Below are 18016 nucleotides of genomic sequence, written 5' to 3'. Positions count from 1 at the left end.
GCACGAGCTGACGGCCGTCGGCGTCCTCCGACCGCACAGGAGCAACGAGCACGCATGCCGATCATCACCCTGCCCTTCGTCGAGCTCGTGGACCGCTTCGGCCCGGTGCCGGACGGTGTCGAGCTCGACGTGTGGGACGTCGAGGGTCCGTACGCCCGTCCCGACGAGGTGGCGATCACCCTGCTGCCGTTCTACTTCGCCGGGCGGCACCGCTGGCAGTACGTGCACGACCTCCCGAACCTCCGGCTCCTGCAGCTGCCGAGCGCCGGGTACGAGCACGCGCTGCCGCACGCCCCCGAGCACGCGCACGTGGCGAACGGTCGTGGCATCCACGACGACGAGACCGCCGAGCTCGCGGTCGGACTCGCGTTGACGTCGCTCCGCGAGATCCACACGTTCCAGACCGACCGTGCCGCCGGGGTGTGGGACGCCCGCGAGACCCGATCCCTCGCAGACCGGCGCGTGACGGTGGTCGGCTACGGTGCGATCGGCTCCGCCATCGCGAGCCGGTTCGAGGCGATGCGGTGCGACGTGACCGTGGTCGCCAGGACGGCTCGAGAGCAGGACGGCCGGACGGTGCATGCGTTCGGTGACCTGCCGGCACTCGCGGCCCGCACCGACGTGCTCGTGCTCATCGCCCCGCTCACCGACGAGACCGAGCGGCTCGTCGACGCTGCCCTGCTCGCTGCGCTGCCCGACGGCGCCCTCGTGGTGAACGTCGCCCGTGGGCGGGTCGTCGACACCGATGCCCTCGTGGCCGAGCTCGAGTGCGGTCGGCTGTCGGCGGCGCTCGACGTCACCGATCCGGAGCCGCTCCCCGCCGGGCACCCGCTCTGGGCGACCCCGAACACGGTGCTGACGCCGCACGTCGGCGGGAACACGGACCTCAGCGTGCCGCGGACCCTCGACCTCGTGCGCCGACAGGTGGCCGCCCTGGCAGCGGGTCGGCCCTTCGCCAACGTCGTGCACGGCTGACGATCAGACCGGCACCGAACGACGGGCTGCCGGCCACGCGTCAGCCCAGCGACAGCGTCAGCGCAGCGGCAGCGGCAGCGGCAGCGCCATCCCCAGGCTCGGTGCGACGTCCTCGAACCCGAGTGACCGGTACAGCCGCTGCCCGGGCGGATCCCCGACGAGCGTGATGTAGGCCCCCTCGGGCGCCCGCGCCCGGATGTCCGCCACGAGCCACTCGACGACGACCCTGCCGAGCCCCCGGCGCTGGTGACCCGGGTCGGTGGCGATGTCCGCGATGTGGAAGTACCACCCGCCGTCGCCGATCGTGCGGCCCATCGCGACGGGCACGTCCCCACCGTCGACCACGTGCACGGCGGACCAGCTGCCCGCGATCGCACCGGCGCCCTGCTCCGCGTTCTTCGGGGACAGGCCGGAGTCCCGCCGCAGGCGCAGGTAGTCGTCCAGCGGCGGCGGCCCGACCACGAGCCGGTACCCGTCAGCGAGCGCCTCCGTCACGGCAGCACCGGCACGATGCACGCAGGCGACCCGACGGCGATCTGCGCCACGGCCTCGCCCGGCACGCCGTCTGCCCCGACGGGCAGCACGGCGATCGCGTCGGACATCTGGTTGGCCACCAGCAGGTACCCGGGCACCTGCGCGAAGTGCCGGGGCCAGACCCCACCGCACGAGGCCGACCCGACGACCGTCAGCCCGTCGTCCGCGGTGTCGAGCACCACGACCAGGTCGCGACCACGCACCGCGACGACGACGCGTCCGGCCTGGTCGACCTCGACGTGGCTGAGGAGCGACTCCCCCACCTCACCCTCGAACGCCGGGGTCGAGGCGATCGGCTGCAGCGTCCCGGACTCGTCGCGGCGCAGGCGGTACACGCGGCCGTCGAGCTCCCCGGCGACGACGAGGTCGGCGTCCGCCCCGGTGCCGAGCCAGGCCATGTGCCGCGGCCCGACCCCGGGCCCGAGGTGGTGGACGCGGACGAGGTCGATCGCCGGCTCCGCCGACACCCGGAACTCGTGGAGCGCGTCGCCGCCGAGGTCTGCGACGAGCACCGTGCCGTCGGGCGTCGCGATCGACTGGTGGGCGTGCGGCCCTTCCTGTCGGTCCTCGACGGGCCCCTCGACGTCGGGCAGCACGCCGGTGACGACCGCTGCGTCGGGGACGACCACCCGGTCCTGGCTGCCGTGTGCTCCGACGACGCCGTCGCTGGCGGACACGGACGCGGCGTGCGACTCCGCGGCCTCGAGCGACACCGCGGTCACGGTGCCGGAGACGTAGTTCGTGACGACGAGTGCGCCGGAGGGGTCGACCCGCACGTGGCAGGGCGCGTCACCACCGGCGTCCGCGTCCCACCGGTGCTCGAGCGAGCCGCCGGCGTACCGGAAGGCCGAGACGCTGCCGTCCGCGGTCTCGGACACGGCGTAGACCCGGTCGCCGGACAGCGCGAGGAACGAGGGGTCGTCCATCACGGCGACGGTGGTCGCGGTCGATCCGTGCACGACCGAGATGCCGGTCGCGTTCCCGCCGCCCGTCGCGGTGTACGACCCGACGAGCACGTGCAGGTCGACGAGGTCCTGCGGGAAGCCGTCGGCCGGGAGCCCGGCAGCAGCGCCGCTCACCGCTCGCCGCCGGCGATGCGCTCGTGGTGGTGGATGACCTCGGCGACGATGAAGTTCAGGAACTTCTCCGCGAACGCCGGGTCGAGGTGCGACTCGGCCGCGAGCTGTCGGAGCCGCGCGACCTGCACCTGCTCGCGACCGGGGTCGGCGGCCGGCATTCCCGCGCCGGCCTTCAGGTAACCGACCCGCTGGGTGTACTTGAAGCGCTCGGCGAGCATGTGGATCACGGCGGCGTCGATGTTGTCGATGCTCTGCCGGATGCTCGCCAGCTCGGCGACCGCATCGTCGTGGACGGGCGTGGACTCGTCGGCACTCATGGCCCGAGCCTACTGGCCGCACCCCCGCCGCCGGGGCTGCGTGACGGACGGACACGAGCACTGCTCCAGGGCTGCGAGAATGGAGGCCATGTCGGTCCTGCTCGTGATCTCGGGCGTGTGTGCGGTCCTCGCGGGCCTCGTGCACGTGTACATCTTCTTCCTCGAGTCCGTTGCGTGGACGAGTCCTCGCGTGCGCCGCGTGTTCGGCATCGCCTCGGAGTCCGAGGCGCAGGCCACCCGCACCCTCGCCTTCAACCAGGGCTTCTACAACCTGTTCCTCGCCATCGGTGCGATCCTCGGTGTCGTCCTGGTGCTCGCGGGCAACGGCGCCACCGGCTGGACCCTCGTCGTGTTCTCGACCGCGAGCATGCTCGGCGCCGCCGTCGTCCTGGCCGGCACGGGTCGCCGCTACCTCAACTCGGCCTTCGTGCAGGGTTCGCTGCCGCTGATCACCCTGCTCTTCGCCTTCATCGGCTCCACCTTCACCGCCGCGTAGCCTCGCCACTTCCTCCCGAAGCGCGGCGTTCGAGCCCATCACGCGTGCAATGGGATGACGAACCGCGCGTGGAAAGCAGGAAGGACCTGCCTCCTTCGCGCGGAACAGCCCCCTCCGCGCGGAACGGCCGCCGACGCGCGGAACGGCACCAGACGGCGGACGGGAGGCTCGGTGCCAGCCCGCACCGCGCCTCCCGTCCGACGGCCGGTCACCGCACCGCCGCGCGCAACGAGAGACGCCGGGTCGCGACTCGCGACCCGGCGTCTGCCGTACTCCCCCTGCGGCTGTCGGTCAGCCGACCTTCTTCGCGAACTCGTCCGGCAGGCGGTCGAGCGCCCACTCGATCGCCGCCGTCGTGCCGAGCGAGAACGCGTTCGACACGTCAGCGTCGTCGACCACGATCGCGTGCCCGGCCTGCACCGACGGGACCTTCTGGAACAGCGGGTCCGATTCGGCCTTCGACGCGTCGACGAAGATCGGCAGGACGACGGTCAGGTCGGCGTCGAGCAGGTCGAGGTTCTCGTTCGACAGGCTCACCGAGAAGGCGTCGCCCGCCTGCTGGTCGACGTCCTTCGGGATGGTGAAGCCGAGCTGCTGCATGAAGGTGGAGCGGCTGTCCTTCGAGGCGTACGCGCCGAAGCCGTCCGCGGTGTACGACCCGACGACGGCGGTCTTGCCGTCGAACTCGGGGTGCGCCTTCCGCGCCGCGGCGTACGCGTCGTCGAGGTCGGTCAGCAGCTTCTTGCCCTCGGACTCCTTGCCGAGCGCGCGCGACACGAGGTCGACCTGCTGCTCGGTGGTGGTGAGGTAGTTCTCGCCGCCCTTCGGGATCGCCACGGTCGGCGCGATGGCCGAGAGCTTGGCGTAGCGGTCCTTGTCGCCCGAGCTCTTGGTGTCGAGGATCAGGTCCGGCTTGAGCTTGAGGATCTGCTCGTAGCTGGGCTCGAGCGTCTGGATCATCGTCGGCTTCTTCGTGTACGCGTCCTTGAGCCAGGGCCCCACGCCGTCGCCACCGAAGCCGAGCCAGTCGCTCGCACCGACGGGCTGCACACCGAGCTCGAGTGCCGTCTCCGCGTCACCCCAGCCGAGGGCGACGACGCGCTTCGGCTGCGAGGGGATCTCGGTCGTACCGAGCGCGGTCTGGATCGAGACGGGGAACGCGCCGCCCGAGCCCGAGGCGTCGTCGGACGCGGCGGGCGACGAGGAGCCGGAGCTGCACCCGGCGAGGACGAGGGACGCGGCGACGACGGCGCCGGCGGCCGCGAGCACGCGGCGGACGCGGCGCGCTGAGGGGGAGGTTCGGATCACACAGGTAAGGCTACCCTAAGCACTCCTCTCGTGGACGTCGAGCGGCTAGGCTCCGGACGTGGAGTTCACCGACCCCGACCGGACCCGGCTGGCCGTGCTGGGCTCCCCCATCGCGCACTCGCTCTCCCCCACGCTGCACGCGGCGGCCTACGACGTGCTCGGACTGCCGTTCACGTACGGGAGGCACGAGGTCGCCTCCGGTGGGCTCGACGCGTTCGTCGCGGGGCTGGGTCCCGACTGGCGCGGGCTCAGCCTGACCATGCCGCTCAAGCGCGACGTGCTCCCGATGCTCGACCGCACCACCCCGCTCGTCGACGAGCTCGGGGTGGCGAACACCGTGGCGTTCCGGCAGGAGGGCGACCGGGTCGTCCTTGCCGGCGCGAACACCGACGTCGAGGGCATCGTCCGTCCGGTCGAGGCACTCGGGCACCTGCCGGGCGAGGCCACCATCGTGGGCGGTGGGGCCACCGCGGCGAGCGCCCTCGCGGCTGCTGTGCGGCTCGGGGCCGTCGACGTGCGGCTGTTCCTCCGCGACACCGGGAAGGCGGGGCCGCTCGTGGAGCTGGCCGTACGCCTCGGCGTGACGCTCGAGGTGCTGCCGGTCGACTCGCTGCCCGGGACCCGGCACGGGTTCGTCGTCTCGACGCTGCCCGGTGGTGCGGCGGACTCGCTCGAGCTGGTGCCCTCGGGGTCGGATGCCGTGCTCTTCGACGTCGCCTACGAGCCGTGGCCGACCGCGGCGGCCGGTCGCTGGGCGGCGGCAGGCGGCCGGGTGCTGAACGGGCTCGACATGCTCGCGGAGCAGGCGATCGGGCAGATCCGGTTCTTCGTGAGCGGGGACGACAGTGAGCTGCTGCCGGACGAGGCCGAGGTCCGGCGGGCGATGCGGCGATCGGTCGGGCTGCCGGACACCATCGCGGGGTGAGCGGATGACGGAGTCCTGCATCTAGAATACTGGTCGTGCTCATCCGTCCTCGTCGCCGATCCCGGCTGCACCGCGTCCGTACCGTCTTCCTCGCGCTCCTCGCCGCCGGCGCGCTCGTCCTGACCGGATCGGTCACGTGGCGGCTCGCCGGTCCGTACCCGTCCGGGTCGTGGGCCTCGCTCGACGACACCGACCGGACGATGTTCCGGCAGCTCTCCGAGGAGTTCGAGCGGGCACGACAGGACCCGGCAGGGATGTGGACCGAGGACTACCACTACGAGGAGCAGCCCTTCGTGCTGCTCCGCACCTCGGGGCCGTGGAAGCTCGACTGGTCGTACGCGTACCTCGTGAACATGAGCGACCGGACCGACGTCTCCGGGATGCGCCGCGTCGAGCTGCCCGGGATGCCGCTCCTCGACGACGTCCGCGTCAGCAAGCGCTTCGCGTTCTCCGAGCCGTGGCTCCACGTGAAGTCGCAGTTCGGGAACATCGAGGTGGGCGGGCACCGCGTCCTCGCGTTCAAGTTCCACCCCGGGATGTTCGGCGACGACGTCCCGACCAACGCGGACTTCCGGCACTTCGCCGCCCACGAGCACTTCCACGTGGCGGTGCAGGGCATCGAGCCCGGGGACCCCGGCTACTGGGACTACGACGACGGCGGCCGACTCGACGTCCCCGCCTCGCCGGAGCACCGGCGGCTGCTCCGCGCCGAGATGGCCGCCTTCACCGCGGCGACGGGCACCGACGACCCGACCGCGGTCAGCCGCGCGGCGACCGACGCCGCGCGCCTGCGGCTCGCCCGGTACGAGCGTTGGCCGGAGCTCCGGCAGCAGGACGGCATCGAGACCGTCGAGGGCACGGCGACGTACTTCGAGACCGCCGTCAACGACGACGCCGCGACGAGCGACGCCCCGACGCTGCTCGACGTCTTCGACGAGTACGCGGACGAGCTGGTCGACCGTGACCTCTACTACTCCAGCGGACTCGCCGTCGGGTGGGTGCTCGACGTCCTCGCTCCGGGGTGGCGGGTCGAGCTGAGCGAGCGGGCGCCGACCGACCACCCGACCCTGTTCGACCTGCTGACGGACGCGCTCGGCGGCCGGCCGGACGTCCCGAGTGCCGCCGAGTGCGACGAGCTGGTCGCGCGCTACACCTGACCGTCGACGGGGACCGCCGCTCAGGCGACGACGCCGTCCACGGTGAACCAGGGGTCAGGCGACGACGCCGTCGACGGTGAACCAGGGGCCAGGCGACGACGCCGTCGACAGTGAACCAGGGGTCAGGCGACGACGCCGTCGACGTAGAACCACCGGCCCTGCTCGCGGACGAAGTCGCTCGTCTCCTCGAGCGTCCCGCGGTCGTCGTCGGAACGCCACCACGCGCGGAAGGCGACCTGTCCTGCGGAGTCGAACGGGCCTCCAGACCGGGTGGACAGGATGTCGAGCCGCGTCCAGCGCTGCGTCGGGTCGAGCGTCAGCTCGTCCGGCCGGGTGCGCGGGTGCCAGGTGAGCAGCAGGTACTCCGGCAGCCCGAGGGCGAACGCACTGAACCGGGAGCGCATGAGCCGTTCGGCGGTCGGGGCCGCGGCGCCAGCGTGCAGGGGCCCGCAGCACTCGCCGTAGGGGTTGCCGCTCAGGCAGGGGCAGCGCTGTTCGTCGTCGAGGACCACCTGGGCACGGTAGCAGCGACGACGCTCGCGCTCTGCGCCCCGAGAACGGTCCGTCGCTCCTCTCCATCCAGCAACCTCTCGCGCTGGCGCCCTGTGAGGTGTCGAAGGACCTGAACCTCAGTGGCGGCGCCGTTTGCCCGGCGGGCTCCCGTGCTCGCCGGACAGCAGCGTGGTCTCGGGCCGCGCCGCGAGTACCGCGTCCTGGATCCGCCGTGCCACCTCCCGCGAGCAGATCGTCTCGGGGTACTCCCGCTCCCCGTCGCCGATCGTCAGGACGAGCATCCGGCAGTACCTGTACAACGGGTCCAGCGGGCTCTGTGACCCACGGTTGAGGCTGCCGCTGTACCCGTCGATCTCCAGGCACCGAACCCGCTCCAGCTTGATCCGTTTGTTCCACCACCACGAGCGGATCCGGATCTCCTCCGGCCCGACGAACACGCCCATCGTCGAAGCGCGCACGAGCATCAGGACGAACGGCGAGGCGAAGGCCACCTGATCCCAGTGCAGGCCGAATCCGGCGATGCTCGCTGCGATGCCGGGCGCGAAGACCGCAGTCAACGCGACTGCTACCCACACCGGCCCGCCGCGGGAACCACGTACGCGGGTGGGTTTCGTCGGACTCACCACGTCCCGAGCCCGCGGCGTGATGCGGCGCAGTCCTGCGCTGGTGGAACGGCGCCGTTCTGAGCGCATCTGCTCCGGGTCGCACCCGACTCGTCGTCCAGGACGTTCCGCGTGTGCCGACATCGTCCGCCGGCGGGAAGACGCGAACCTGCCGAGCGCTCAGTCATACCAGGGGACGTTCAGCCAGGCCCACCCCAAGGCGACCCAGAACAGGACAGCCTTGAGCATCTCGAGGACCAGCACCAGTCCCGGTGAACCAGCCGGCAGCTTCTTTGAGACGAGGATGCTGACCACCACGGTCAGCGTGACCTGCGGCACCAGGAACAGCGCATCCTCCAGCCACAACGCGGCCCCGAACACGCGACTCCAGAACGCGCTGACGAGGAGAGCCACAAGGCACGTTGCGATGCTGTAGACCCGGATCCCCCTCAGCACGGCGAGTTCCCCTCCGGTGCCAGGTGTTCGGCAGCCGACCGGCAGAGCTCCTCGATGGTCGCGTACCCGGTCGGCACGTTGAAGACCGCGCCGCTCTTGATCACCGGGACGATGAGCGTCGCATCCGGCAGTGTGAGCTCGAGCGCCGCGACGCGGTTGCCCCCGTAGCGCATGGAAGTGGCACGCACGGTTGTTCCTCCTGGCGCCACTGCGGCGACAGGGACGGGCTTGAACCCCCGCTTCCACAGGGTCACGCGGCCTGGCTCGAAGACGAAGGTCGCCGTGTACGAGCGCCGCAACTCGTCCTCGAGCCGCAGGTCCCGCCTGGCCGTCGGCGTCACGATGACGTGCACCATGGCGGCTCGAGGGTGCGTGATGCGCAGCCGCGCTTCACGGCGACGGCGAGGGATGGTCGTCAAGAGAGCGAGGACCACCAGTGCGATCGGCGCTCCGATCGCAGTCCAGAGATCGATCACCGCATCGCTCGAGCCGTCGGCGAGGTCTGCGATCGAACTGGAGGCGAACACCGCGAAACCGAACGGGAACACGAGGAGTCCCGCGCCGTACGGCGCGAGGTCGCCCGGCCGTTGCGTGTCGTCGCTCATCTCACCGCTCATCGCTGGAACCATCACGACCCCGGCTCTTCCTGACGGCACGGCGCGGGTCGCTTCGATGCTTCGCGACGGCGCCCCGGGTGAGCAGCCTCTCGGCTTCCCGGGCGGTGCGAGGCACTCCGAGAGCGTAGGCAACGAACCCGACCAGGTAGGGCACCGAGATGACGGTTGCGTTCACGACGGCACCCTCATCCAGCCATCGTTGATCCGCGTAGCTCGACTGCGGGAGGGCGAGTGCAGCGAGCAGCAGCGGCGGGAGGCAGGAGATCACCAGCGCGGGAAGGGTCACGAACAGCGGCAGCGCGATCCGTGCACGCACCGGGGCACGTCGGAGCAAGCGGGTGACCTGTGTGGCTCGATGCGCGAGCAGGGCGCTGCTGAGCAGGACCCAGGCGGCCGCACCCCAGACCCAGGACGAGAAGTCGTACTGCAGGACGCCGTCCGCCGACCACCAGAGTCCGACGTTCGTCAGCGACTCATCGAGGGTGATCACCGTGCCGACGCGGGAGAACAGCGGTGGGAGCGGGAAGCCGAGTCCGGCCAGGACCAGAACGGGCAGCCCGCAGACGAGGAGGACGCGGGTCAGCAGTGGCCCCGGCGCCGTCTTCGACAGGCGGTCCAGCGCGTGGGGAACCCCGGACCCGCGGTGTGCGCCGTCCGACCGTTCAGGTCCGGCCTGCAGACCGTTCACTGGTCTCGCCGCTTCGCCCGCTTGCCCCTGACGCTCCCGTGCGCTCCTGACGTCAGACGGATCCACGGAGCGACAGCCAGCAGCGACTCCTGCACCCGGTCCGCCGTCCGCCTCGAGAACAAGGCCGTCGGGAACTCCTTCTCCTTGCCGTTGATCCGCAACACGAGCATCCTGCCGTACCGGTAGAACGGGTCGATGTTGCTCTGCAGATTTCCGTTCAGACCGCCGCTGTAGCCATCGATCTCGAGGCGCTCGATCGACTCGAGCGGGAAGTCCCGGAAGTGGTACCAGCCATGGACCCGCAGCGTCCGATCGCTGATCAGCACACCCATGAAGAACGCCCGCACGAGCCACAGCAACAGGGCGCTCGCGAAACCGAGCGACATCCAGGGAAAGGGACTCAGATCTGACGGCACCGGCACTGCGAGCGCTGCATCGAAGAACACGTTGAAGACGAGCGCGAACCAGATGGATGCGCGGCGTGTGCCCGTGATCCGCCGCAACCTCCGCGACGAGGGTGGCCGAACGTCGCTCGGCGACGGGTGGCTCGTGGCGATCACGAGTCACCCGACAGGACGTTGCGGAAGTGCCGGAGGAGGATCGCATCGCGGTACGTGGCTTCGGTGATGCTCCGCAGGCCCCACGAGGAGACGTAGCCGGCCACATCCCCGGACGGCAACCCGTCTGGCTCCATGTCGAGCGGGAGCCCTGCTCTGGAGTCGTGGTCTGCGATCGCCACGACGACGTGGTCCGCCGGCTCGTCGACGGGGATGAGCACGGCGTAACCGGGCGCGTGGAGACCGGTGGTGGACACGAAGAGTCGCACCTCGTCGGAAGGACTGAGGTCTGCCGTCTCGTCAGCGACACGTAGTGAGCGCTCCCACGACGTCTTCGTCCTGCATGCCCGCACGAAGCGACGAGTGTCGGGCCTCGTGAGCAAGAGCAGGACGGCCGCCACCGCCACGATCGCGGTCGCGTAGACGACACCCATCTGTTTCCTCACTGCCTGCGGGGGCGCCCGCGTCGCGGGGAACACCCGATGTCTGGCAGCGCTTCGATGCACGATCCTAGGTCGCCGCGGGGAACCCGGTCGACGCCCCCGAAGGGAGGGAGCCGCTGGTGCCCCACCGGAGAACCATGCCTCCGGGTCAGCGGTGCCGTGACCCCTGAGAACGATCCCGCTGCTCGAGGCCGGCCCAAGAACGCAGTTGCCGGGACAAGGCCTCAGGGGTCCTCCGGATGCTGATCGTGCTCGGAAGCCGGCGCGGCGCGCGTTGGCGGGGACGCCGCGCTTCGAGAGGTTCGCAGCGACGCCGACGGCGATGCTGCGTCGTGCTCAGAAGAACAGACCCATCCGCACGATCTACGCCCTGGTTTCGGAAACGTGACTCGTCCCGGGGGTAGACAGCGCGTTACGTTGAGCGCGCAAGTTCAGGGAGTAGCGATCACAGCCGATCGAGGGGGCAACACCATCACGTCAGGCTCGCCTGCAACCCGGGTTGATCAACCTTTCGAACTGAGGAGAGACCATGGCTTCTACGAACATCGCAAGTGGCATGCATGGCGTTCGGAAGAGCGTCCCGCGAATCGCAGTGAGGATCGTCGTCGGACTCGTCGCCGGCAGCCTCTTGTTCTGGGCGACCGCGATCGTGGGCACGGCCCAGGTCCCAGGGCCTTTCACCACGAATCCAGGGGTACTCCTGATCTTGGCCGTCCTGGCGGCGCTTGCTGTCGTCGGGGGCTGGCGCCTGCCGGTGATCGGCATGTCGGCAGGCGCCGTGATGCTCGTGATGCTCGTGATCGTCCTGTTTGCCATGCTCCAGCAGGTCAGCTGGTCGTCGGCGTCGCAGGTCCTCAACCCGTTCGAAGCAGTCGGCTACGGGGCGGTCAGCGCCTACCCGGCCATGCTCGCAGGAGCACTGATTGCCGCATCGTCCCTGCGCATTACTGCGGATCGCAGGGCTGGCTAGACCGGGCCGAATGCGAAAGGTGCCCCCTCGGACTCCTGCGGGAGTTCGGGGGGCATCTTCGTGTCCGGGTGCTTCTGCTGGGCGGTGAGGGCGGCGTGAATCGCGTCGAGCTTCCCGAGCGCCTGCGCGTGCTGCTCGGCAAGGGCGTCGTGCCGGCGAGAACGAAGGAACCGGGGCCCGCGACGGCCGCGTTCTGCAGGATGACGACCCAGTGCACGTCCTGGACCAGGACCGCGTTGCCGATGCCGTCGACGATGGCCTGTGCGAGGGTCTTCACGATCCGCTCGAGCAGCGCGTTCCAGAGCGGGAGGACCCCGGACGCCTCGGCGATGCCGGTGAGGGACGTGACGAGGGACAGGACGCGGGCGAACCGATGCCGGTGAGTGAGTGACACCACCGGCTTGCCGCACCACTGTCGGCAGCGCCGGGCACACTGGGCGCATGTGTGGAAGGTTCGTCGTCTCCGACACCACGGCCGATCTGCTGCCCGAGCTCGTGGGTGAACTCGCCGCGCGCACCGAGCACGTCGACGAGGACACCGGCGAGGTCCACGCCGGCCTCGCCCCGAGCTGGAACGTCGCGCCGACCGACCCCGTGTACGCCGTCCGGCAGCGCCACGGGCAGCGCGAGCTCCCGCAGATCAGCTGGGGTTTCGTGCCGAGTTGGGCGAAGGACTTCCGGAAGCAGCGGCCGAAGCCGATCAACGCCCGCATCGAGACGGTCGCGACGAGCGGGATGTTCAAGCGGGCCTTCGCGACGAACCGCTGCATCGTGCCCGCCCTCGGCTACTACGAGTGGGTCGTCCGCGAGGACGGCAAGGAACCCCACTTCGTCCACGAACCCGGTGGTGCGCTGGCGATGGCGGGCATCGTGAGTGCCTGGCCGGACCCGACGAAGCCCGAGGACGACCCGGACAAGTGGCGGCTCTCGCTCGCCATCATCACCCGTGACGCGCACGTCGCCCCCGGCGAGGTCCACGACCGGATGCCGGCGTTCCTCACCCCCGACGGCTACGACGACTGGCTCGACGGCGACCTGGGCTCGGACGACCTGCTCGCGCTGCTCGACCACGAGTCGCTCGCGGTCGCGGCCGGGCTCGAGCAGTACGAGGTCTCGCGCGCGGTGAACAGCGTCCGCAACGACGGCCCGCAGCTCATCGCGCCGCTGCGCTAGTCCACCGCGGGACGGCTCGGTCCCCCTCTTTGGGGACACGAACCCCCCGTCTGAGTCGCAGCTGAGAACACGTGTACCCCCTACTGTGATGAACGGTCGCGTACCCGACACGACCGAGCAGCACGAAGGAACTCTGTGTCTCCCACACACCGTGTTCGTCCGCGCCGTCGCGCTCTGCGCGTCCTGGCTGCGACGACCATCACCACGATCGTCGCCGGAGGCCTCGCCCTCCTGAGCCCGCTGACGGCTTCCGCGATGGCCAACCTGCCCGTCTCCGGCCTGTACGCCACCGTGAACGGCGACTCGACGATCTACTCGGTGGACCGCGCGACCGGCACGGCCACGCCGTTCATCAGCTCCCCCGGGAAGGTGGCCGGGCTGAACCAGCTCGGCATCTCCGGCGACGGCGGCAAGATGTTCTTCACCAACAGCTCGAACGTCTTCGAGTGGACGGCATCGACCGAGACGTTCAAGACCATCGCCCGGCCGAGCTCCCCGACCGTGGCGACCCAGATGGGTGGCGTCGACCCCAAGACGGGCCGGTTCTACTTCGGCGGTCTGGACACGACGTCGAACCTCTTCACCTTCCTGTACTACGACCCGGCGACGGGGGCCGTCTCGACGAAGGTCGTGTCGGTCACGCCGAAGTCGACCCCTCCGGGCGGAGCCGGTGACCTGGCGTTCGACCGCCAGGGCAACATGTACTTCATCTCGAGCAGCACGAGGTCGGCCCAGGTCTACCGCGTGAACGCCGCGGACCTCGGCGGCGGCAGCACGACCGCGACGCCGGTCGGACCGGCGATCGGGACGTCCGTGAACCTGACCTCGCTGGCGTTCGGCGACGACGGGTACATCTACATCAGCGGATCCGGCGCGAACACCTACATGCAGGTGGACCCGGTCACCGGTGCCGTCGGCACGGCGAAGTCGATCAGCTCCGGCGGTACGGCGCTGAACGTGTACGACCTCGGATCGCGCGCACTCCCGTCGACGGGGCAGTCGCAGGGCGGCTTCACCGACGGCCGAGCGAAGCCGAGCGACGAGCTCACGACGACGATCAGCGGCGGCGGCATCCCGGATCCGGTGAGCGGGACGACCGCCCCCGGCAAGGACACCGTCACCGTGGGCCCGATCCTCCTGCTGCCCGGCAAGACGTACCAGGTCGACCAGACCCCCGGGAACACCACGACCGATCCGAACGCCTACGACACGACCTACGTCTGCACCAACCTGGTCGACCAGACCATCGTCAAGCAGGGCAAGGGCACCTCGGCGTCGTTCACCGTCCCCGCGGGTGGTGGCGACGTGCAGTGCGTGTTCACGAACCCCGTCAAGCCGACCGTCGCGAACACCTCGTCGACGGGCAACACCCCCGGGCAGCCGGCGACCGTCGACCCGCTCGCGGGTTCCACGGGCACCATCGACCCGACGACCGTCACGCTGGCCCCGAACACGCCGGACTCGACCGTGTCGAACGGCGGCAAGCAGCTCACCGTCCCCGGTGAGGGCACCTGGACCGTCGACCCGCAGTCGGGCAAGGTCACCTTCACGCCGGAGAGCGGCTCCACGAAGAACCCGACCCCGGTCACCGACACGGTCGCCGACACCCGCGGCAACCAGACGTCCGGGCAGATCGCCGTGACGTACAAGGGGAACGCGCAGCCCGACACCGCGAAGACCACCCAGGGCACGGCCGTGACGGTCGACGTCCTGGCGAACGACCAGGGCGGCACCGTCGCCTCGAGCGTCGTCTTCCCGACCTCCGGTCAGCCGAAGGGCGCGCAGGTCTCCGCGGACGGCAAGCAGCTGACGGTCCCGGGCGAGGGCACGTACACGATCGACCCGAGCACCGGGAAGGTCACGTTCACTCCCGACCCGGCGTTCCGCGGCACCGCATCGCCCGTGTCGTACCAGGTCGCCGACGCCGACAGCGCGACGTCCACGGCGACGATCACGGTCGCCGTCGCCGCGGTCGGCCCGACGGCGCACGACGAGACCGTCACGACGCAGCAGAACACCCCGACCACGGTCGACGTCGTCCGCGACGCCGCTCCGGGCGTGCAGGGCGGGACCCCCGTCGACCCGACGAAGGTCGCCTTCCCCGAGGACGGCCAGCCGGCCGGCGCCACGACGAGCACCGACGGCCGCCAGCTGACCGTCCCCGGACAGGGCACGTACACCGCTGACCCGACGTCCGGGACGATCACCTTCACCCCGGCGCAGGGCTTCACCGGCACCACCACCCCCGTCACCTACCGGGTCGGTGACACCGGCGGCGCGACCGGCACCGGAACGCTGACCGTCACGGTCACGGCCGTCACCCCGACCGCGAAGGACGACACCGTCACGCTCGTGCAGGGCGACGCGGCCACGGTCGACGTCCTCGGCAACGACACCCCGGGCAACACGGCGACGCCGCTCGACCCCACCACCGTCACGTTCCCGGGCAACGGCACGAAGCAGCTCACCGTCCCCGGCGAGGGCTCGTACGCGATCGACCCGAAGTCCGGGAAGGTCACCTTCACGCCCGAGCCGACCTTCCGCGGCCCCGCGACGCCCGTGACCTACCGGGTCGCGGACGTCGACGGGCACACCGCGACCGCGACGATCACGGCCACGGTCACCCCGGTCGGCCCGGCGGCCGAGGACGACACCGCGAAGACCGAGCAGAACACCCCGATCGTGGTCGACGTCACCGCGAACGACCGGCCCGGCGTCGCGAACGGCACCCCGATCGACCCGACCAGCGTGGTCTTCCCGACCACCGGCCAGCCGACCGGCGCCACCGTGTCGAAGGACGGCAGGCAGCTCTCCGTCCCCGGCGAGGCCACGTACACGATCGACCCGAGCACCGGGAAGGTCACCGCCACCCCGGCGCAGGGCTTCACCGGCACGACCACGCCGGTGACGTACCAGGTCGCCGACAGCGGCGGAGCGACGGGGACCGCGACGATCAGCGTCACGGTCGCGGCCGTCCGCCCGACCGCACAGGACGACGCCGCGACGATCGACCAGGGCAGCGCGACCACGGTCGACGTCCTGGCGAACGACACCGCCGGCAACGCGCAGACCCCGCTCACGCCGAGCAGCGTCGTCTTCCCGACGACCGGCCAGCCGAAGGGCGCACAGGTCTCGACCGACGGCAAGCAGCTGACCGTCCCGGGCGAGGGCACCTACACGATCGACCCGACCACCGGGAAGGTCACCGTCACGCCCGAGGCCACCTTCCGCGGCACCGCGACCCCGGTGACGTACCAGGCCACGGACCGCGACGGCACGACCGCCTCGGCGACGATCACCGTCACGGCGAAGCCCGTCGCCCCGAAGGTCGCGAAGGACACCGCGGCCACCACGTCACAGAACACCCCGGCCACGTTCGACGTCGCCGGAGCAGCGAGCCCCGGTGTCCAGAGCGGCACACCGGTCGACCCGGCGAGCGTCGTGTTCCCCAGGGACGGCCAGCCGTCCGGCGCCACGGTGTCGGCCGACGGCAAGCAGCTCACCGTCCGCGGTGAAGGTGTGTACTCGGTGGACCCGAAGACCGGTGTGGTGACCTTCACCCCCGCGCCAGGGTTCTCCGGCACGACCACCCCGGTCACGTACCAGGTGAGCGACACCGGTGGGCAGAGCTCGACCGGTCAGCTGACCACCACGGTCACCGCGGTGTCCCCGACCGCAGAGCCGGACGCCACCACGATCGCGCAGGGCGACTCCGCGACGATCGACGTGCTCGGCAACGACCACGGCGGCAACGCGGCGACCCCGCTCGACCCGACCAGCGTCGTCTTCCCGGCCGCCGGTCAGCCCGCGGGCGCCGTCGCCGCCGCGCACGCGGAGCAGCTCACCGTCCCCGGTCAGGGCACGTACGTGATCGACCCGGACTCCGGCGCGGTCACGTTCACCCCGGAGCCGACGTTCCGCGGCACCGCGTCGTCGGTGACCTACCAGGTCGCCGACACCGACGGCACCACGACGACCGCGACGATCACCGCGACCGTCAGGCCCGTCGGTCCGGCGGCGAAGGACGACGACGCAACGACGGAGCAGAACACCCCGGTGTCGATCGAGGTCCTGCGCAACGACGCACCCGGCGTCGCGGGCGGCACGCCGCTCGACCCCGCGAGCGTCGTCTTCCCGGCGACCGGCCAGCCGAGCGACGCCACGGTCAGCACGGACGGACGGCAGCTGGTCGTCGCCGGCCAGGGCACGTACGCGGTCGACCCGACCACCGGAACGGTGACGTTCACCCCCGCCCAGGGCTTCACCGGCACCACGGCGGCGGTGACCTACCAGGTCGCCGACACCGGCGGGGTCACCGCGACGGCGACGATCACCGTGACGGTCACCTCGGTCGTCCCCCTCGCACACGACGACTGGGCCAGCACTCCGACGGACACCCCGGTGACGATGTCGGTCCTGGGCAACGACGACGCCGGGAACGCCGCGACGCCGATCGTCCGGACCACCGTGCGGCTGCTCGACGGCTCGCGGGCAGCGGTCTCCCGCATCGCCGTTCCGCGGAACGGTGTCTGGTCGGTGGACGACGCGGACGGGACGGTGACCTTCACACCGGAGCCGGGGTTCTCGGGTCCGACGAAGGGGAACTACCGGATCACGGACACCGACGGGAGCACGAGTGACGCGGTCATGACCGTCGTCGTCGGCACCCCGCCGACCGCGGAGGCCGACCACCGGGACGGCGAGCCCGGCGCCGCCACCGTCGTCGATGTCCTGGGCAACGACAGCGCCGGCACCGCGCCGATCGACCCCGCGTCGGTCCGCCTGGTCGAGCCGAGGACCGGCAAGCTCGTCGAGACGGTGACGATCGCCGGCGAGGGCACCTTCACGGTCCAGGGCTCGGGCACGGTCACCTTCGTCCCGGTCGACGGCTACGCCGGCACCGCGCGCGTCGACTACTCGGTCGCGGGCGAGGACGGGAGCCGCGCCACCGCGACGGTCTCGGTCACGATCCCGGTCGTGCCCGGCATCACGCAGAACCCGGCGAAGGACGGCGGCGTCATCGTCACCACCCCGAGCGGCGACCGGCTGGCCTTCACGGGCAGTGACGTGCTGTGGCCCGGCCTCGGTGCCTCGTTCGTCCTGATGGCGATCGGTCTGGGCATGGTGCTGCTGCACCGCCGCCGCACGGCACAGGAGCGCTGACCCGCGAGGGGCTGACCCACAACGGCAGAGGGCCGGGACACCA

At 71.0% G+C, this 18016-nt stretch carries 19 protein-coding genes; 8 read left to right on the top strand and 11 right to left on the bottom strand.

The window, feature by feature from the left end; genetic code table 11:
* The first annotated feature begins 54 nt into the window (after positions 1–54).
* On the top strand, positions 55–975 hold the full coding sequence (locus ACIPEQ_RS05405; protein WP_402714384.1) for an NAD(P)-dependent oxidoreductase: 921 nt from the start codon (positions 55–57) through the stop codon (positions 973–975).
* Positions 976–1032: 57 nt separating this feature from the next.
* Here the strand turns inward: ACIPEQ_RS05405 and ACIPEQ_RS05400 are convergent, their stop codons facing one another.
* From ACIPEQ_RS05400 to ACIPEQ_RS05390, 3 genes are read right to left on the bottom strand one after another with little or no spacing between them, the layout of a single operon-like run.
* Entirely contained in the window at positions 1033–1470 is a 438-nt protein-coding gene (locus ACIPEQ_RS05400; RefSeq protein ID WP_402714383.1) for a GNAT family N-acetyltransferase, read from the bottom strand.
* Positions 1467–2588 (bottom strand): lactonase family protein, encoded by a 1122-nt coding sequence (locus ACIPEQ_RS05395; protein ID WP_402714382.1) that lies wholly within the window; start codon positions 2586–2588, stop codon positions 1467–1469. The genes ACIPEQ_RS05400 and ACIPEQ_RS05395 overlap by 4 nt, the downstream gene beginning before the upstream one ends.
* Entirely contained in the window at positions 2585–2905 is a 321-nt protein-coding gene (locus tag ACIPEQ_RS05390) for a chorismate mutase (protein WP_058729807.1), read from the bottom strand. Before ACIPEQ_RS05390 ends, ACIPEQ_RS05395 begins: the two co-directional genes overlap by 4 nt.
* Before the next feature lie 88 nt (positions 2906–2993).
* Here ACIPEQ_RS05390 and ACIPEQ_RS05385 point away from each other — a divergent pair, with 88 nt between their 5' ends.
* The gene (locus ACIPEQ_RS05385) at positions 2994–3401 is read left to right on the top strand and encodes a DUF1304 domain-containing protein (RefSeq protein ID WP_174234669.1); all 408 of its coding nucleotides are present in this window, start codon (positions 2994–2996) and stop codon (positions 3399–3401) included.
* 291 nt (positions 3402–3692) lie between these two features.
* Here ACIPEQ_RS05385 and ACIPEQ_RS05380 read toward each other — a convergent pair whose 3' ends face one another.
* Positions 3693–4709 carry an iron-siderophore ABC transporter substrate-binding protein gene (locus ACIPEQ_RS05380; protein ID WP_402714381.1) on the bottom strand — a complete coding sequence of 339 codons (1017 nt, stop codon included), beginning with the start codon at positions 4707–4709 and terminating at the stop codon, positions 3693–3695.
* A 58-nt stretch (positions 4710–4767) separates the two neighbouring features.
* On the opposite strand from ACIPEQ_RS05380, the gene ACIPEQ_RS05375 reads away from it, so the two are divergent.
* Positions 4768–5634: a shikimate dehydrogenase family protein gene (locus ACIPEQ_RS05375; protein WP_402714380.1), complete on the top strand. Its 867-nt coding sequence runs from the start codon at positions 4768–4770 to the stop codon at positions 5632–5634.
* A 35-nt stretch (positions 5635–5669) separates the two neighbouring features.
* Positions 5670–6791 (top strand): hypothetical protein, encoded by a 1122-nt coding sequence (locus ACIPEQ_RS05370; protein ID WP_402714379.1) that lies wholly within the window; start codon positions 5670–5672, stop codon positions 6789–6791.
* A gap of 122 nt (positions 6792–6913) precedes the next feature.
* Here the strand turns inward: ACIPEQ_RS05370 and ACIPEQ_RS05365 are convergent, their stop codons facing one another.
* The 7 genes from ACIPEQ_RS05365 to ACIPEQ_RS05335 all read right to left on the bottom strand — a co-directional run bounded on the left by ACIPEQ_RS05365 (position 6914) and on the right by ACIPEQ_RS05335 (position 10658).
* Positions 6914–7303, bottom strand: a complete 390-nt coding sequence (locus ACIPEQ_RS05365; protein ID WP_402714378.1) for a YchJ family protein — start codon at positions 7301–7303, stop codon at positions 6914–6916.
* A 117-nt stretch (positions 7304–7420) separates the two neighbouring features.
* Complete coding sequence (locus ACIPEQ_RS05360; protein WP_402714377.1) at positions 7421–7861, bottom strand: hypothetical protein; 441 nt, start codon at positions 7859–7861, stop codon at positions 7421–7423.
* Between the two features lie 225 nt (positions 7862–8086).
* Complete coding sequence (locus ACIPEQ_RS05355; protein ID WP_402714376.1) at positions 8087–8320, bottom strand: hypothetical protein; 234 nt, start codon at positions 8318–8320, stop codon at positions 8087–8089.
* A gap of 35 nt (positions 8321–8355) precedes the next feature.
* Complete coding sequence (locus tag ACIPEQ_RS05350) at positions 8356–8967, bottom strand: hypothetical protein (protein WP_402714375.1); 612 nt, start codon at positions 8965–8967, stop codon at positions 8356–8358.
* A gap of 1 nt (position 8968) precedes the next feature.
* On the bottom strand, positions 8969–9667 hold the full coding sequence (locus tag ACIPEQ_RS05345) for a hypothetical protein (protein ID WP_402714374.1): 699 nt from the start codon (positions 9665–9667) through the stop codon (positions 8969–8971).
* Positions 9664–10227: a hypothetical protein gene (locus tag ACIPEQ_RS05340; RefSeq protein ID WP_402714373.1), complete on the bottom strand. Its 564-nt coding sequence runs from the start codon at positions 10225–10227 to the stop codon at positions 9664–9666. Before ACIPEQ_RS05340 ends, ACIPEQ_RS05345 begins: the two co-directional genes overlap by 4 nt.
* Entirely contained in the window at positions 10224–10658 is a 435-nt protein-coding gene (locus ACIPEQ_RS05335; protein ID WP_402714372.1) for a hypothetical protein, read from the bottom strand. The genes ACIPEQ_RS05340 and ACIPEQ_RS05335 overlap by 4 nt, the downstream gene beginning before the upstream one ends.
* A gap of 538 nt (positions 10659–11196) precedes the next feature.
* Between ACIPEQ_RS05335 and ACIPEQ_RS05330 the strand changes: the two genes are divergently transcribed.
* From ACIPEQ_RS05330 to ACIPEQ_RS05315, 4 genes are all read left to right on the top strand, one after another.
* The gene (locus ACIPEQ_RS05330; RefSeq protein ID WP_402714371.1) at positions 11197–11637 is read left to right on the top strand and encodes a hypothetical protein; all 441 of its coding nucleotides are present in this window, start codon (positions 11197–11199) and stop codon (positions 11635–11637) included.
* 211 nt (positions 11638–11848) lie between these two features.
* On the top strand, positions 11849–12028 hold the full coding sequence (locus tag ACIPEQ_RS05325) for a hypothetical protein (RefSeq protein WP_402714370.1): 180 nt from the start codon (positions 11849–11851) through the stop codon (positions 12026–12028).
* A 50-nt stretch (positions 12029–12078) separates the two neighbouring features.
* On the top strand, positions 12079–12810 hold the full coding sequence (locus ACIPEQ_RS05320) for an SOS response-associated peptidase (protein WP_402714369.1): 732 nt from the start codon (positions 12079–12081) through the stop codon (positions 12808–12810).
* A gap of 255 nt (positions 12811–13065) precedes the next feature.
* Positions 13066–17973, top strand: coding sequence for an Ig-like domain-containing protein (locus ACIPEQ_RS05315; RefSeq protein WP_402714368.1), 4908 nt, complete (start codon positions 13066–13068; stop codon positions 17971–17973).
* The last annotated feature ends 43 nt before the right edge of the window (positions 17974–18016 follow it).

The sequence above is a fragment of the Curtobacterium sp. NPDC087080 genome (assembly GCF_044745105.1).
In the GTDB taxonomy this organism is placed as follows: domain Bacteria; phylum Actinomycetota; class Actinomycetes; order Actinomycetales; family Microbacteriaceae; genus Curtobacterium.
This window is presented reverse-complemented; position numbering and strand designations above follow the sequence as displayed.

Coding starts and splice junctions, on each gene's coding strand:
- ACIPEQ_RS05320 (WP_402714369.1), top strand. CDS start 12,079: ATGTGTGGAAGGTTCGTCGTCTCCGACACCACGGCCGATCTGCTGCCC.
- ACIPEQ_RS05330 (WP_402714371.1), top strand. CDS start 11,197: ATGGCTTCTACGAACATCGCAAGTGGCATGCATGGCGTTCGGAAGAGC.
- ACIPEQ_RS05315 (WP_402714368.1), top strand. CDS start 13,066: ATGGCCAACCTGCCCGTCTCCGGCCTGTACGCCACCGTGAACGGCGAC.
- ACIPEQ_RS05390 (WP_058729807.1), bottom strand. CDS start 2,905: ATGAGTGCCGACGAGTCCACGCCCGTCCACGACGATGCGGTCGCCGAG.
- ACIPEQ_RS05405 (WP_402714384.1), top strand. CDS start 55: ATGCCGATCATCACCCTGCCCTTCGTCGAGCTCGTGGACCGCTTCGGC.
- ACIPEQ_RS05385 (WP_174234669.1), top strand. CDS start 2,994: ATGTCGGTCCTGCTCGTGATCTCGGGCGTGTGTGCGGTCCTCGCGGGC.
- ACIPEQ_RS05350 (WP_402714375.1), bottom strand. CDS start 8,967: ATGAGCGACGACACGCAACGGCCGGGCGACCTCGCGCCGTACGGCGCG.
- ACIPEQ_RS05335 (WP_402714372.1), bottom strand. CDS start 10,658: ATGGGTGTCGTCTACGCGACCGCGATCGTGGCGGTGGCGGCCGTCCTG.